Annotated in this window: 13 protein-coding genes and 1 pseudogene; 5 read left to right on the top strand and 9 right to left on the bottom strand. The window is 38.9% G+C overall.

All coding sequences use genetic code 11. From position 1 onward, the window contains the following. Positions 1–65 precede the first annotated feature (65 nt). The 5 genes and pseudogenes from ccmE to ccmA all read right to left on the bottom strand — a co-directional run bounded on the left by ccmE (position 66) and on the right by ccmA (position 2,966). The gene (gene ccmE / locus H4J73_RS17105; RefSeq protein WP_182181709.1) at positions 66–581 is read right to left on the bottom strand and encodes a cytochrome c maturation protein CcmE; all 516 of its coding nucleotides are present in this window, start codon (positions 579–581) and stop codon (positions 66–68) included. Between the two features lie 160 nt (positions 582–741). Further along, a pseudogene (ccmD, locus tag H4J73_RS21085) lies at positions 742–853 on the bottom strand (heme exporter protein CcmD); the annotation flags it as partial. Continuing rightward, positions 853–1,599: a heme ABC transporter permease gene (locus H4J73_RS17115; RefSeq protein ID WP_182181711.1), complete on the bottom strand. Its 747-nt coding sequence runs from the start codon at positions 1,597–1,599 to the stop codon at positions 853–855. The gene H4J73_RS17115 and the pseudogene ccmD, both read right to left, overlap by 1 nt. Further along, positions 1,599–2,291 carry a heme exporter protein CcmB gene (ccmB, locus tag H4J73_RS17120; RefSeq protein WP_182181712.1) on the bottom strand — a complete coding sequence of 231 codons (693 nt, stop codon included), beginning with the start codon at positions 2,289–2,291 and terminating at the stop codon, positions 1,599–1,601. The genes H4J73_RS17115 and ccmB overlap by 1 nt, the downstream gene beginning before the upstream one ends. Before the next feature lie 12 nt (positions 2,292–2,303). Next, positions 2,304–2,966, bottom strand: coding sequence for a cytochrome c biogenesis heme-transporting ATPase CcmA (ccmA, locus tag H4J73_RS17125; protein ID WP_220460685.1), 663 nt, complete (start codon positions 2,964–2,966; stop codon positions 2,304–2,306). A 379-nt stretch (positions 2,967–3,345) separates the two neighbouring features. Here ccmA and H4J73_RS17130 point away from each other — a divergent pair, with 379 nt between their 5' ends. The 5 genes from H4J73_RS17130 (at position 3,346) to hemH (ending at position 8,831) form a co-directional block, all read left to right on the top strand. Then, positions 3,346–5,361, top strand: a complete 2,016-nt coding sequence (locus H4J73_RS17130; RefSeq protein WP_182182103.1) for a heme lyase CcmF/NrfE family subunit — start codon at positions 3,346–3,348, stop codon at positions 5,359–5,361. Next, positions 5,361–5,927: a DsbE family thiol:disulfide interchange protein gene (locus H4J73_RS17135; RefSeq protein ID WP_182181713.1), complete on the top strand. Its 567-nt coding sequence runs from the start codon at positions 5,361–5,363 to the stop codon at positions 5,925–5,927. Before H4J73_RS17130 ends, H4J73_RS17135 begins: the two co-directional genes overlap by 1 nt. Before the next feature lie 2 nt (positions 5,928–5,929). Continuing rightward, entirely contained in the window at positions 5,930–6,400 is a 471-nt protein-coding gene (locus H4J73_RS17140; protein ID WP_182223302.1) for a cytochrome c-type biogenesis protein, read from the top strand. Positions 6,401–6,409: 9 nt separating this feature from the next. Continuing rightward, positions 6,410–7,675 (top strand): c-type cytochrome biogenesis protein CcmI, encoded by a 1,266-nt coding sequence (gene ccmI, locus H4J73_RS17145; RefSeq protein ID WP_182181715.1) that lies wholly within the window; start codon positions 6,410–6,412, stop codon positions 7,673–7,675. 127 nt (positions 7,676–7,802) lie between these two features. Continuing rightward, entirely contained in the window at positions 7,803–8,831 is a 1,029-nt protein-coding gene (hemH, locus tag H4J73_RS17150) for a ferrochelatase (RefSeq protein WP_182181716.1), read from the top strand. 423 nt (positions 8,832–9,254) lie between these two features. Here hemH and H4J73_RS17155 read toward each other — a convergent pair whose 3' ends face one another. The 4 genes from H4J73_RS17155 to pepA all read right to left on the bottom strand — a co-directional run bounded on the left by H4J73_RS17155 (position 9,255) and on the right by pepA (position 14,758). Beyond that, a complete protein-coding gene (locus H4J73_RS17155) occupies positions 9,255–9,464 on the bottom strand; it encodes a cold-shock protein (RefSeq protein ID WP_070375833.1) in 210 nt (69 codons plus the stop codon). Between the two features lie 373 nt (positions 9,465–9,837). Continuing rightward, a complete protein-coding gene (locus tag H4J73_RS17160; RefSeq protein ID WP_182181717.1) occupies positions 9,838–12,720 on the bottom strand; it encodes a valine--tRNA ligase in 2,883 nt (960 codons plus the stop codon). Between the two features lie 12 nt (positions 12,721–12,732). Then, positions 12,733–13,212: a DNA polymerase III subunit chi gene (locus tag H4J73_RS17165; RefSeq protein ID WP_182181718.1), complete on the bottom strand. Its 480-nt coding sequence runs from the start codon at positions 13,210–13,212 to the stop codon at positions 12,733–12,735. 40 nt (positions 13,213–13,252) lie between these two features. Next, the gene (gene pepA, locus H4J73_RS17170) at positions 13,253–14,758 is read right to left on the bottom strand and encodes a leucyl aminopeptidase (RefSeq protein ID WP_182181719.1); all 1,506 of its coding nucleotides are present in this window, start codon (positions 14,756–14,758) and stop codon (positions 13,253–13,255) included. Between the last annotated feature and the right edge of the window lie 155 nt (positions 14,759–14,913).

Genomic DNA, 14,913 nt, shown 5'->3' on the forward strand with positions numbered 1-14,913 from the left:
ATTTACAATAAAAAACGCTACACAAAGGCAAATATAATATTTACCTTTGTGTAGCGTTTTTTTTACTAGTATTGTTGGTTTTCTATCTGTTCTTTTGTATAGCTTGGCTTTACGTGTTTCTCACCCATGTCATCAGCTAATTCTTTAGGTATGTAGTTTTCGTCATGTTTAGCTAATACTTCAGAGGCTTCAATGAAATTACCATTAACCAACATTCCGTTAGCCACAATACCTTGTCCTTCACGAAATAAATCAGGCAATATGCCATCATAATGCACTTTAATGACAGGGTCTGTATCATTAAAGACAATAGGCATTCTCATATCAACGAGTTCAAAAGTAACATCTAAGCTCGATGGATCACGTTTTACACTCCCAGGAACAACTAAACCACCAATACGTAAACGCTGGCCGTTAATCGGTTTAATGCCCGTATCGTCTTTACCCTGATATATTTCAGAAGGTTTAAAGAATAAGTCTATGTTTTGGCTTAGGGCATAAAGCACCATTCCTGCAACAATACTTAGGCCAACTAAAATTGAAATAACTATGGTTAAACGTTTTTTACGACGAGGATTCATGGAACAACCTTATTAGATTTTTTTGATAGATCTTGTACAACTGACATCTTATCATCAGTTTGCTTCGCTTCAGCTAAAGACTTTTCAGCTGCTTTACGTAATTTTATTTCTCGCTGTAAACGTTGAGCGATTTTATTTTTAACATTCTTATGATTATTATGGCTGCTATATACGAGTGCTGCTAAGAGAAAAGCACTTACGCCGTATGATAACCAAACGAAAAATGCGTAGCCACCCATATCAAAAAATGCAGAAATACTATCAAATTGCATTATTTAACTCCTTCTTCGGTAATTAATGCTCGTACCCAAGGACGCATACCGTTACGCGATAATATTTCAGTACGAAAACGGATACAAATCACAAAGGCAACAAGCATTGCTATACCTAAAAAGCAGATCACGAAAGGCCAAAACATATTCATACTCATTGATGGAGCGCTCATTTTACTAACCGTTGCACCTTGGTGAAGCGTGTTCCACCACTCAACTGAATATTTAATAATAGGAATATTTACGACGCCTACTAGCGATAAAATTCCGGCTGCTTTTCCGGCAAGATTTTTATCTTCAAAAGCATTGTGTAAAGCAATTACCCCTAAATAGAGGAAAAGTAGAACGAGTTCAGAGGTTAAACGTGCATCCCAAATCCACCAAGTTCCCCACATAGGTTTACCCCAAGCGGCACCGGTAAATAATGCGATTGCGGTAATAACTGCACCCACTGGAGCCATTGCTGCAGCGGATGCGTCAGCAAGTCTAAACTGCCATACCAAGCTACAGAAAGCTGCTGTTGCCATTGCCATATAAATGCTCATCGATAAAATAGCAGTAGGGACATGAATATAGAATATTCTAAAACTGTCACCTTGTTGGTAATCTGCAGGAGCAAAAACCAGTGCCCACACAATGCCTATAAAAAGCAGGACAAAAGTGATTTTTGAAATCCAAGGTAATAATTTACCCACAAAGTGATACGACACTTCAGGATTTGCATAAGGATGTAGCCATTTCCACATTAGTTAGTACTCACTTTTAATGCTGCACTTACAGCAAATGGGGCTAAGGTTAACGAGCCAAAAAACAGTGCGGCAATTATAGCAAGTTGTCCGCTGTAGGGTAAGTTCATTGCCGCAGTATCTATGGCGCTAGTCGCAAATATCAATACAGGAATATAAAGGGGCAATACTAATAAGCTGAGTAATACGCCACCTTTCTTTATACCTACCGTTAGCGCGACACCTATAGCCCCAAGTAAACTTAATGTGGGCGTGCCTAACAATAACGTTAGCATTAATGCACTGTAACTATTTTCATTCAAATGTAACAGTACGGCAAGAAGTGGGGCAATAAAAATAAGGGGTAAGCCGGTCACCAACCAATGAGCGGTTATTTTTGCTATTACTAATATAAAAATGGGATGAGGGCTCAGCATCATTTGTTCTAACGAACCGTCGTCATGATCAGATTTAAATAACCGGTCGAGCGATAATAGTGTAGAAAGTAAAGCGGCTACCCAAATAATGCCTGGGGCGATACGCGATAAAGTCGTGGATTCAGGGCCAATACCAAGAGGAAATAACGTCACAACAATAATAAAAAATAATAATGGGTTAATAATATCGTCACGATGACGAAAGGCAATAGTGAGATCTCGTTTAATAATTAAATTGAATGCGGCTTTATACGATAAATTATGTTCGGGTGTCATGCTAAGTTATCTCTAATAAAAGCGGTAATCTAAAGTGATTTTTTTCACCTTATCTTCAGGAAATGACAAGTCTTGGTGAGTCGTTAATATAACACAACCACCGCGTTGAGCATGTGCTAGAAATAATTGCTCTAATTTTTCGACGCCGCGCTTATCTATAGCGGTGAAAGGTTCATCGAGTATCCAAATAGGGGCTGTACTTTGCCATAAGCGTGCAAGAGAAATTCGACGATGCTGTCCGGCACTTAAATGTGATGCGAGGGCATTTTCGAACCCTAATAAATTCACTTTTTCTAACGTTTCTTCCGCTGTCGATACATCGTTGCCATGTAAGGCGAGCGTAAACTCTAAATTTTCTTGAGCGGTAATTTCACCTTTTACACCAGGTAAGTGCCCTATATATAAGAGGTTTTGGTGAAATTCATCAGACTGTTCAGTAATGTTTTGTTCTCTAAATAATACCGTGCCGTCATAAGGTTGCGATAATCCCGCTAAAATACGTAATAAACTCGTTTTACCTGATCCATTTGGACCTTCCACCTGTATAATATTACCACTAAACACTGAAAAATTAAGTGCTTCAAATAATACTCTGTCTTCACGAATACAAGTCAATCCGTTTGCCGATAGCAGTACTTGATTATTTGATGATTGAATATTTAGAGAGTTGGCCAATATAGTCACTTTTTGAATAATTATTATACGTTAGTTTCACATCAAGTTTATAAGCTGAATGTTATCGTGATTTGTGGCATAACGAATCGATTTAAATCGTATTATCTAATTGGGTAATATCATACTATATCGCACAGTAAAGGCTAGCATTAGACGTGAGAAAATTAATCATTTATTTTCGTGTTACATTGATGATATTAAACATCATATAGTGCTAGAATTACCGAAATTTTTAGTTTGAAATTTTTTATTTATTTGTTTATGGGCAAATAATTTAAACAATAACTGACTATAAAATTATTTTAATGATGTCTTTTATCGATAAATTTTTGTATTTAGTGTGTGCACTGAATCGGAGAAAGTAATGATCCCTGAAGTAATGCTCCCTGAGTTAGGACATTTCGCCCTTATTATAGGTTTGGCTTTTGCTATATGTTTAAGCATTATCCCATTAGTAGGTTTGGCAACTAATCAACAACGTTTAGTTGGTTATGCTAAACCTTTAACCTTTGGCATGTTTGCCTTTACAACCATCAGTCTCATTATTCTCGGCTGGAGTTTTGTTATCGACGATTTTTCCGTTAAATATATTGCGGGTCATTCTAATTCTTATTTACCTTACTACTTTAAAATCAGCGCGGTATGGGGTGGACACGAAGGTTCTCTTTTGTTGTGGGTTTTCTCATTAACTGCTTGGACTGCCGCTGTCGCTAAATTCAGTAAAGGTATTGATGAAGCTTTTGTTGCTCGAGTTTTAGCGGTTCTCGGCATGATAGCCATCGGATTTATGCTCTTTACGCTATTAACGTCTAATCCATTTGAGCGACTATGGCCGATGGTGCCAACCGAAGGCCGCGATTTAAATCCACTGCTACAAGATATTGGCTTAATTATTCACCCACCGATGCTTTATTTAGGTTATGTCGGCTTTTCTGTTGCTTTTGCTTTCGCTGTTGCGGCGTTAATGTGTGGCAAGTTAGATGCTGCTTGGGCTCGCTGGGCAAGACCTTGGACCGTCGCTGCATGGATATTCTTAACATTAGGTATCGCTTTAGGGAGTTGGTGGGCTTATTACGAGCTTGGCTGGGGCGGATGGTGGTTCTGGGATCCTGTAGAAAACGCTTCCTTTATGCCATGGCTTGTTGGAACGGCACTTATTCATTCATTAGCGGTTACTGAAAAACGTGGCACATTCAGAAACTGGACCGTGTTACTGGCAATATTTGCTTTTAGCTTGAGTTTATTAGGCACATTTTTAGTACGTTCGGGTGTTATTACGTCGGTGCATTCATTTGCAGCTGATCCCGGTCGTGGCATGTTTATTTTATTATTGCTGGCAATAGCGGTTGGCGGTTCATTAACACTTTACGCTTTTAGAGCCAGTACCGTTCAAACGTTTAGCCGTTTTGCTTTGTACTCTCGAGAAACTGCGCTACTTATTTGTAATATTATTCTAGTGGTTGCAACTGTTACTGTTATGTTAGGAACTTTATACCCATTGTTAGTTGACTCAATGGGCTTAGGAAAAATATCGGTAGGACCTCCGTATTTCAATGCGGTATTTGTGCCGATAATGAGTTTACTTTTTGTCGTCATGGGTATTGGTCCGTTAATTCGCTGGAAAAAAGCCAAACAAGGTGAGTTACGTAAACAAATGTTCAGTCCACTCGTGATAAGTCTTGCCGTGGGTATTTCATTTCCATTTTTATACGGTGGTGAATTCGTACCCTTGGTTACTATGGGGGTAGGTTTAGCCTGTTGGGTTTTCCTTGTTGTTTTAAAAGAGTTAATTAATCAAATAAACTCGGGTAATGACAAATGGAAATTCTCTAAGCTAACGTTAAGCCAATGGGGCATGACCTGTGCTCATATGGGCATAGCGATCACTATTGTTGGGGTAACTATCGTCTCAGTATATGAAAGTGAAACGAACGTAAAAATGTACGTTAATGACAAAGTTCAAATTGACGATACCGATTACGAAATTGCTTTTAAAGGTATTAAACAGGTAAAAGGCGCCAATTATAGTGCTGAACAAGGCCAGATTGAAGTTTATAATAATGGTGAGTTTGTTACGCTTTTAAAACCTGAACGGCGCACGTACCTAGTACAAACCATGGGAATGACTGAAGCGGGTATTGATCCAGGTCTATTCCGTGATATTTATGTGGCATTAGGTGATCCCTTAGAAGGAAATGCTTGGGCAGTTCGTGTCCATTATAAACCTTTTGTTCGTTGGATATGGTTGGGCGCAATATTTATGTCATTTGGTGGGTTTTTAGCAATATTAGATAAACGCTACCGTCGTAAAAATATCATTAATAACGTACAGACAACCTTTTTAGTAACACCTGCTGCTGACAAACTAGCAACAAGCAAAGAGGGACATGCTTAATGGGTAAACTGATTCGTCTTATTCCTCTCATTTTATTTATTGCACTAGGCGCTATATTATTCAGAGGGTTATCACTTAACCCGACTGAGTTACCTTCTGCGCTGATCGGTAAAAAATTTCCTGAATTTGCTTTAACGTCAGTGTTAAGTCAATCACAGATTATGACAACAGCTGACTTTAAACCGGGTATTAAACTGGTTAATGTTTGGGGGACTTGGTGTCCTTCATGTCGTTATGAACATGAATATTTAAACAAACTGTCAAAAACAAATCGTTTTACTATTTATGGTTTAAATTATGATGATGAGCGAGAAGATGCAGCTCAGTGGTTAACTAAACTCGGTAATCCTTATCAATTTTCAGCTTTTGATGAAGAAGGGAAACTCAGCGTGAATTTAGGCGTTTATGCAGCACCTGAAACCTTCGTTGTTGATCACAGTAATATTATTCGTAAGCGTTATGCCGGGCCACTAACACCAGAAATTTGGCAAAGTGAATTCGAACCACTGATTACACAAATTGAAGCTGATTTTTTAGCCTCAACTCGCCATAAAGGGAATCAGTAATAATGTTCAGTAAATACGCAGTTATAGCACTTATAGCAACGGTTACTATATTCAGTTCATCTATTTTAGCAGCGCCGGTTGATACTTATGTTTTTAAGGATAAAGTCACAGAGAATCGTTTTAATTCACTTAACAAAGAATTACGTTGCCCTAAATGTCAAAATCAAAATTTAGCTGATTCAAACTCACCCATTGCTGGTGATTTACGTCGAGAAGTTTACGATATGCTTCAAGCTGGTAAAGCAGATATGGAGATTGTTGACTTTATGGTCTCTCGTTATGGGGAGTTTGTTTTATATCGTCCACGAGTTAATAGCTTAACTTATATTTTGTGGTACGGTCCCGCAGGGCTGCTCTTCATTGGTGCTATCGTTGTTGTGCTTATTCTGCGAAGGAAGCCGGTAAAAAATGCCCAAAAACCATTAAGTACTGATCAGAAAGACAAACTTGATCAAATTCTAAAAAATAAATAAGGCTGTCTCATGGAATTAATTTTTATCATTATCGCCTTTTTATTACTGATATTAGTAGTAGTGTGGGCACCTTTTATAAAACAACAACAAAGTACCGTTACCATTGATGATACGCAACGCGATGAAACAAACGTGCGTTTATATCATGAGCATAAAGCTGAAATAGAAAAAGATTTTCAGCAAAATAATATTGATGATGAAAACTATCAGTATTTATTAACAGAGCTTGATAATACGTTATTACAAGATATGGAAAATCAAGATATTGAAAGTAATACTCCACAAGAAGTTAAGGTATTAGGTTTTGTTTGGCCAGTCGGTTTATCGCTTTTTATTTTGGGTTTTAGCTTTTATTTATATGCTGAAATAGGTACTTATGAAAAGTTAACTACAATGACGCCACAAGCGCCAATGCAACAATTGGTGAATCCCGAACAACAAGTGGTTAACGAACTTAAACGTTTGATGGAAGTCACTAAAACTGAACCTGAAAACTCAGACGCTTGGTATAGTTTAGGGCAGTCATTAGTTAACGTTGGTGAATTTGATGGCGCGTTAAAAGCATATGATCAAGTGCTACGTATTGAGGGCCCACAAGCGGATATATTCGGTGCTAAAGCGCAAACAGTCTACTATAAGAATGAGCAAAAAATTGATAGTACAGTTCAAGGGTTTATCGACCAAGCGTTAACGATTGATCCTAATGATCCCTCTACTAATATATTATTGGGCATGCATAATTTTATTGCTGGTAACTTTCAAATCGCTATTTCTCACTGGCAACGTGTTGTTGATTCAGATAAAAAAAATGTTAACAAGCAAGCGTTATTAGAAGTGATTGAAGAAGCGAAAACTCGCATGGCCAATCGTGATAGTAAGGGGGGTAATCTCAGTGAAGCTGATGAAAGCACCACAGGACCTCAGTTAACGGTAAGTGTTTCGTTAAGTGATGAAATATTAGCTACATTGTCGCAGGAAGACGACAGAACTGTCTTCATTTATGCGATACCTGCTGATACTTCGCTCGGACGTATGCCACTAGCTGCCATTAAGTTATTAGCGAGTGATTTACCTATCACCATTATTTTGAATGATTCTCGTGCAATGACACCACAAGCGAAGTTGAGTGATGTTGATACCGTGCATATTTATGCAGTAGTTTCCGCTTTAGGTGGCGCAGGTATCAAATCAGGCGATTTTAAAGCAGAACTTAATGATGTAGCTACAAGTACAACAGAGCCACTAAATTTAGTGGTTAGCAATATTGTCCCATAAGATAAGCGATATTATTTTTTGAAACCTTTCATCATCATACTGAATTCTTTCAGTATGATGATGTATAAATAGGGTATATTAATGAATCGTATTTTTGTCGACATTTAAATAATAGAGTATCTAATTCATGCCTAAATTTTCTGGACGTTTTCACGGCCGCACAAAAGAAATTCATAACAAAAAAGCAAAAATTGGTGTATTACTCACTAATCTTGGCACGCCTGAAGCGCCAACTCCTTCAGCTTTACGACGCTATTTAGGCGAGTTTCTCTCTGACTCTCGTGTGGTCGAAATACCTCGACTTATTTGGTTAATGATATTGCACGGTATTATTTTACGGGTTAGACCAAAAAAATCAGCTAAGTTATATGAGAGTATTTGGACACCTTCAGGCTCACCATTGTTGGTGATCAGCAAACAGCAAAAAGATGAAGTCGCCAAAGTACTTGCCGAAAAATATGGTGAAGATGTAAAGGTTGAATTAGCAATGCGCTATGGCAAGCCTACAATCAATGATGCTTTAGATAGATTACAACTTGCCGGTGTTAGTAAAATAATCACCCTACCGCTTTACCCTCAATATGCTGGACCTACAGTCGGTTCAACGTTTGACGCCGTTGTTAATAAAATTAAGTCGTGGCGCTGGATACCTAGCTTAAGTTTTATTAGCGGTTATCATGATAACCCTAAATATATAGCTGCACTTGCGCAAAGTGTAAATAAGCATATTGCAGAACATGGTAAGCCGGATAAGTTAGTATTATCTTTTCATGGTATGCCTAAGTATTTCTTAGAGCAGGGTGACCCTTATTATTGTTGTTGTGCAAAGACAACGCGTTTATTAATGGAAGCGTTAGCCTTTACTGAGGATGATTTTGTGATGACCTTTCAGTCACGCTTTGGTAAAGCAGAGTGGTTACAACCTTATACCGATGTAACGCTTGTTGATCTTGCCGCTGATAATAAGCATGTCGCTATTATTAGCCCTGCATTTAGTGCTGATTGTTTAGAAACTTTAGAAGAGTTAGTGCACGAAAACCGAGATATGTTTATTGGTGCTGGTGGCGAAACGTATCATTATATTCCAGCTTTAAATACCGATGAAATGCATATTGATGCGATTGTAGATATCATTTCTACAGAGATAACCCACTAACTAAAATAAGGCACCGTATTTTATAGCCTTGCTGATACCTTTTACGGGTGTTTCCGCTGCGCTATTTAATACCGGTGTCACTATTGTAAACCTCCCTTCATTAGCTCACTTCTTTTTATTAATTAACAAATACTATGGCTGCGCCAATAAGTTCTTTTAAAACGCGATTCATCGGCCCAGCCGTACAAATAAACTCATAGCGATAAGAACACATACTCTTGTTCAATCACTGATGCGTTTTTGATGATCTTTAGTGATGACTTTGTTAATGGGTTCGATAGCAACGGGGTGTTTGAAGGTATGTGCGTTCTTTAAAAAACGTGGTGTGTTGAATTTTAGTATAAAAAAAAGCGCAACAATTTTCATTGTTCCGCTTTTTTTATTCGGATCCTAAGATCCTTTAATAACTACAATAAGTCGTTATTAAGAAGCAATTACGTTTTCAGCTTCAGGACCTTTTTGTCCTTGCTTGATAGTAAAAGTAACAGCTTGGCCGTCAGTTAGTGTACGGAAACCGTCACCAGAGATAGCGCTGAAGTGAACAAAAACGTCAGGACCGTTATCTTGCTCGATGAAACCGAATCCTTTAGATTCGTTAAAAAATTTTACTTTACCAGTTACTGAATCAGACATGTGAACATTTCCCGTAGGTTTAATAATTAAAAAATAGTAATAAGTGGATTATCCACTTTGATATATACGGAGTAAATGCTCTCTACCTATAAAAGTACAGACAGAGAAAGGTTTCCAATAACACAAACTAGTAGCGTCTGAGGTTAATCAATAATCACCTTTATAAATAAAGGTTAATAGTTGAAATATCCTTCTCCCGAAACGCAAAAACTCAACGCAAAAGTATGTTAGCACAATATTTTATTGAGATCCTATAAAATCTTTAAGATTTAGTGACTTTTTTATGACATAAAAAAGCCAGCTAAGGTGCTGGCTTTATTGAATATTTATAACTGAGAATCATTATTATTTATCAATGACACATAAATGACGACTACAACGCTGAAATTTGTGTCATTTGTTCAGCAAGCTTTGTTAACGCAGATTCTGCATCGGCTAACTTAGCTTTTTCTTTGTTAATAACCGCCTCTGGAGCTTTACCAACAAACTTTTCATTACTTAGCTTGCCACGTGTTCTATCAGCGTCTTTTTCTAACTTATCAATGGCTTTAGCTAATCGAGCGAGTTCCGCTTCTTTATCGATTAAGCCTGCCATTGGTATTAAGACTGATAAATCTCCAACAACGGCTGTTGCTGAAAGTGGACCGTTATCATCATCCGCTAAGACCGTTATGCTTTCAAGTTTTGCTAAAGCACTTAAAAACTGTTGATTTTCATCTAAACGACGTTGATCATTTTCGTTAACATTTCTAAGTAATACCGGTAACTCTTTACTTGGAGAGATATCCATTTCACCGCGAATATTACGAATAGCAACAATAAATTGTTTTACCCACTCTAAGTCGTCAATCGCTGTTTGATCACATTGGCTTTCATCAAATTGAGGGAAACTTTGCACCATAATACTGGCAGTTTCATTACCTTTGAAATCAGTAACGAAATTACTCAATGGCACAACACGCTGCCAAATCGTTTCAGTAATGAATGGCATGATGGGATGCATTAAACGTAATAAACTTTCTAGAACAGTTACTAAAGTATGACGCGTACCACGTTGTTGTGCTTCACTACCTTTAAATAACACTGGTTTGGTTAACTCTAAGTACCAATCACAAAACTGGTTCCAAGTGAATTCGTAAAGTGCTTGTGAAGCTAGGTCAAAGCGGAATGCATCAAAAGATTCATGAACAGTTTTAACGGTTTGCTGAAACTGGCCTAGTATCCAACGGTCAGCTAATGAAAATTCCATTTCACCTTGTTTAGCGTTAACCAGTTTTCCACAGTCTTGCTCTTCGGTATTCATTAAGACGTAACGACTTGCATTCCATAATTTATTACAGAAGTTGCGGTAACCGTCTAAGCGTTTCATATCCCACGTAATGTCACGACCTGTTGAAGCAACAGAGGTTAAGGTGAAACGTAAGGCATCCGTTCCATGCGCTTCAATACCTTCTGGGTATTCTTTTTTAGTTAATTTGTTTATTTTTGCGGCCAACTTTGGCTGCATCATATTACCCGTTCGCTTTTCCAACAAGTCTTCAAGGGCAATGCCGTCAATCATATCTAGCGGATCAACAACATTACCTTTTGACTTACTCATTTTATCGCCATTTTCATCGCGAATAAGCCCTGTCACATAGACTTTTTTGAACGGAACTTGTGGCTTACCATTTTCGTCTTTAATGAAATGCATGGTCATCATGATCATGCGTGCAACCCAGAAGAAAATAATATCAAAGCCAGTAACGAGCACATCAGTTGAATGGAATTTCTTAAGATCTTCCATACTACTTGGCCAACCTAAGGTTGAAAATGTCCACAAGGCTGATGAGAACCACGTATCAAGTACGTCATCGTCTTGTTTTAAGTTAACATCAGCACTTAATGAATACTTAGTGCGAACTTCTTCTTCGGTTCTACCCACATAGACACCACCATTGTCGTCGTACCAAGCTGGAATTCTATGACCCCACCAAAGCTGACGAGAAATACACCAATCTTGAATATCACGCATCCAAGCGTTGTACATGTTTTCATATTGTTTAGGCACAATTTCAATTTCGCCATTTGCTACTGCGTCAATGGCAGGTCCAGCGAGAGGTGCCGTGCGAACATACCATTGATCAGTCAATAATGGCTCAATGATCACACCAGAACGATCACCATAGGGTGCAACTAAATCATGTTCTTTTACTTCAACTAAAAAGCCTAAGTCTTCAAACGCGGCAACAATGGCTTTGCGGGCAACAAAACGGTCTAAGCCAGCAAATTCAGCCGGTAATTCAGTGCTATATGCATCTGAAGGCTCGCCATTGTTCTTATAAACTTCGGCGACGGCTAAAATAGCGGCGTTTTTATCTAAGATATTGATTAAGGGTAAATCATGACGTTTACCCACTTCGTTATCATTAAAGTCATGGGCTGGTGTGATTTTTACACAACCAGTACCCTTGGCCATATCGGCATGGTCGTCGCCAACAATTGGAATTAAACGATTAACTAAGGGTAATAAAACATTTTGACCAATCAGGTCTTTATAACGAGGGTCTTCAGGGTTAACTGCTACACCCGTATCACCTAAGACGGTTTCTGGTCGAGTTGTTGCTACGACTAAGTAGTCATGACCTTCAGCCGTTTTTGCGCCGTCAGCTAAAGGATAGCGCAAGTACCACATGTGGCCTTTTTTATCTTTGTTTTCAACTTCTAAATCAGAAATAGCGGTATGGAATTTTGGATCCCAGTTAACTAAACGTTTACCACGATAGATTAAGTCGTCTTCAAATAAGCGCACAAAAACTTCTTGCACGGCTTCAGACATGCCGTCGTCCATCGTGAAACGCTCGCGAGTCCAGTCAATTGAGTTCCCTAAACGGCGCATTTGTTTGCCGATAGTGCCACCTGACTCGTTCTTCCATTCCCACACTTTATCAATGAATGCATCACGACCGTAATCATGACGTGTTTTATCTTCTTCAGCGGCAATTTTTCGTTCTACGACCATCTGTGTTGCTATGCCGGCATGATCCATTCCGGTCTGCCATAAGGTATTTTTACCCTGCATACGTTGATAGCGAATTAAGGTATCCATAATAGTCTGTTGGAACGCGTGTCCCATATGCAAGCTACCGGTAACGTTAGGTGGTGGTATAGCGATGCTATAGCCATCTCCTTCGCCAGTTGGGCTAAAATAACCTTGCTCTTCCCAACTTTGATAAAGAGACTGTTCTATTTCTGAAGGATTGAATGTTTTTTCCATGGGAATGACTACTTAACTTGATTGATGTGCATTAATTGAATTTGACTGTTGTGGCGCGGTTTGATTATCCACTTGAAACCCCCATTGACGATAGCCCTTATAACGCTCTCGAGCCTGCTGTTTTAGGGTTTCATCACTGGGTACAAAATCAACAATGTGTGAAAACTGATTAGCAAAGTTTGGCACTGTGCTGGTTAAATTTATTAAAATAGCGCGACGATTAGTGGGCGGCTGCCAACTAATTTCAACGGCTGCGCCATTTTTAGGGCCTTCGCCCGGTAAATTGTGAGGAACAAAACTGTCAGGTTCAAATGCCCAAAGCAGTTCATCTAATTGATGAGCCGTTTGCTGATCAGCGCAGTAAATAAATATACGTTGATTTTGACGGTAAAAATTAGCAGCCTGCAAACAAGCATGGGCATGGGGCTGTTCAGCCACATGGTCATACTTTGCATTATCGTCAAGCAAATAAAACATTACTTGTGTTTGCATGTTCGCATTGTTCCTTTTATTGCTTTCTTTTAGTTTAAAGCTATTCGCTTTGCTCTGCGCCAGCACGATTCAATAAAAATTGAGTCAACAAACTTACAGGGCGGCCAGTCGACCCTTTTTCTTTACCACCACGCCAAGCTGTACCGGCAATATCAAGATGTGCCCAATGATACTTTTTAGTAAAACGCGCCAAGAAACAGGCAGCAGTTATAGTACCTGCACCTTTACCACCTAAATTGGTAAAGTCGGCAAATGGACTTTCTAGCTGTTCTTGGTACTCTTCCCATAACGGTAAACGCCATGCGCGGTCGCCACTTTGTTCAGAAGCATTCAATAACTCATGTGCTAATGGATTGTGTGTGCTTAATAAACCAGAAGCATGTTTACCTAAAGCAACAACACACGCGCCGGTAAGTGTTGCTACATCAATAACAAGTTCTGGATCAAAACGTTCAACGTAAGTAAGCGCATCACACAACACTAAACGGCCTTCAGCATCAGTATTTAATACCTCAACTGTTTGACCTGACATCGTCGTTAAAATATCGCCAGGACGATAAGCGTCGCCACCGGGCATATTTTCACAACCGGCTAACACACCAATAACGTTAATCGGTAGTTGTAATTCGGCTAAGGCATGCATAGCACCTAAAACACCCGCTGCTCCACCCATGTCATATTTCATTTCATCCATAGCTTCGCCAGGCTTTAATGAAATGCCACCTGAATCAAAAGTAACACCTTTACCGACTAAAACAATGGGGTTAACGTCAGCAGCAGCGCCATTATATTTAATGACACTCATGATCGATTCATTGCGAGAGCCACGACCAACGGCAAGATATGAACTCATGCCCAATGCTTCCATTTCTTTCTCACCAACAATCTCGGTACTGACATTGTCGTAATCGTGTTCTAAAATTTTAGCCTGTTCAGCTAAATAAGCTGGGTTACAAATATTTGGCGGCATATTAGCCACATTTTTACAGGTAGTTATGCCTTCCGAAACAGCAAGCGCATGAGAAATTGCACGTTCGCCCAAGGGTAACTCTCTACGTGTTGGCACATTGAAAACCATTTTACGTAACGGACGGCGAGCTTCAACTTTGCGCGTTTTTAATCCGTGGAAGTTATATAAGCAATCTTGGGTCGCTTCAACGGCTTGGCGCACTTTCCAATAAGTATCTCGACCTTTAACGTGTAATTCTGATAAAAAGCATACTGCTTCCATTGAACCCGTTTCATTTAAGGTACTAATGGTTTTACTGATAATTTGGCGGTATTGGCGTTCATCAAGTTCACGCTCTTTACCACAACCAACCAGTAAAACACGTTCGCTTAAGATATTAGGGACGTGATGAAGCAGTAACATTTGCCCTGATTTACCTTCTAAATCGCCACGACGTAATAAGTTACTGATGTAACCTTCACTAATTTCGTCAAGTTGTTCAGCAATCGCTGAAAGACGGCGAGGTTCAAAAACGCCAACGACTATACAGGCGCTACGTTGCTTTTCGGGACTACCACTTTTTACATTGAACTCCATGAGCTCTCCTAATTCGTACAAAAACAAGCTGTTTTTAAATGAAATTTACGAGTAAACTTGTTTAAATCTATAAATAATCGATATGCTTACTTTTAAAAGTATTCAGCGACAGGCTATAATTATAGCCTGATGCAAGCGAATTCCCTTCAGAGCAA

It is taken from the genome of Colwellia sp. MB3u-41 (genome assembly GCF_014076845.1).
GTDB lineage: Bacteria > Pseudomonadota > Gammaproteobacteria > Enterobacterales > Alteromonadaceae > Colwellia_A.

Coding starts and splice junctions, on each gene's coding strand:
- ccmI (WP_182181715.1), top strand. CDS start 6,410: ATGGAATTAATTTTTATCATTATCGCCTTTTTATTACTGATATTAGTA.
- H4J73_RS17165 (WP_182181718.1), bottom strand. CDS start 13,212: ATGCAAACACAAGTAATGTTTTATTTGCTTGACGATAATGCAAAGTAT.
- H4J73_RS17130 (WP_182182103.1), top strand. CDS start 3,346: ATGCTCCCTGAGTTAGGACATTTCGCCCTTATTATAGGTTTGGCTTTT.
- hemH (WP_182181716.1), top strand. CDS start 7,803: ATGCCTAAATTTTCTGGACGTTTTCACGGCCGCACAAAAGAAATTCAT.
- ccmE (WP_182181709.1), bottom strand. CDS start 581: ATGAATCCTCGTCGTAAAAAACGTTTAACCATAGTTATTTCAATTTTA.
- H4J73_RS17135 (WP_182181713.1), top strand. CDS start 5,361: ATGGGTAAACTGATTCGTCTTATTCCTCTCATTTTATTTATTGCACTA.
- H4J73_RS17115 (WP_182181711.1), bottom strand. CDS start 1,599: ATGTGGAAATGGCTACATCCTTATGCAAATCCTGAAGTGTCGTATCAC.
- H4J73_RS17160 (WP_182181717.1), bottom strand. CDS start 12,720: ATGGAAAAAACATTCAATCCTTCAGAAATAGAACAGTCTCTTTATCAA.
- pepA (WP_182181719.1), bottom strand. CDS start 14,758: ATGGAGTTCAATGTAAAAAGTGGTAGTCCCGAAAAGCAACGTAGCGCC.
- H4J73_RS17155 (WP_070375833.1), bottom strand. CDS start 9,464: ATGTCTGATTCAGTAACTGGTAAAGTAAAATTTTTTAACGAATCTAAA.
- H4J73_RS17140 (WP_182223302.1), top strand. CDS start 5,930: ATGTTCAGTAAATACGCAGTTATAGCACTTATAGCAACGGTTACTATA.
- ccmB (WP_182181712.1), bottom strand. CDS start 2,291: ATGACACCCGAACATAATTTATCGTATAAAGCCGCATTCAATTTAATT.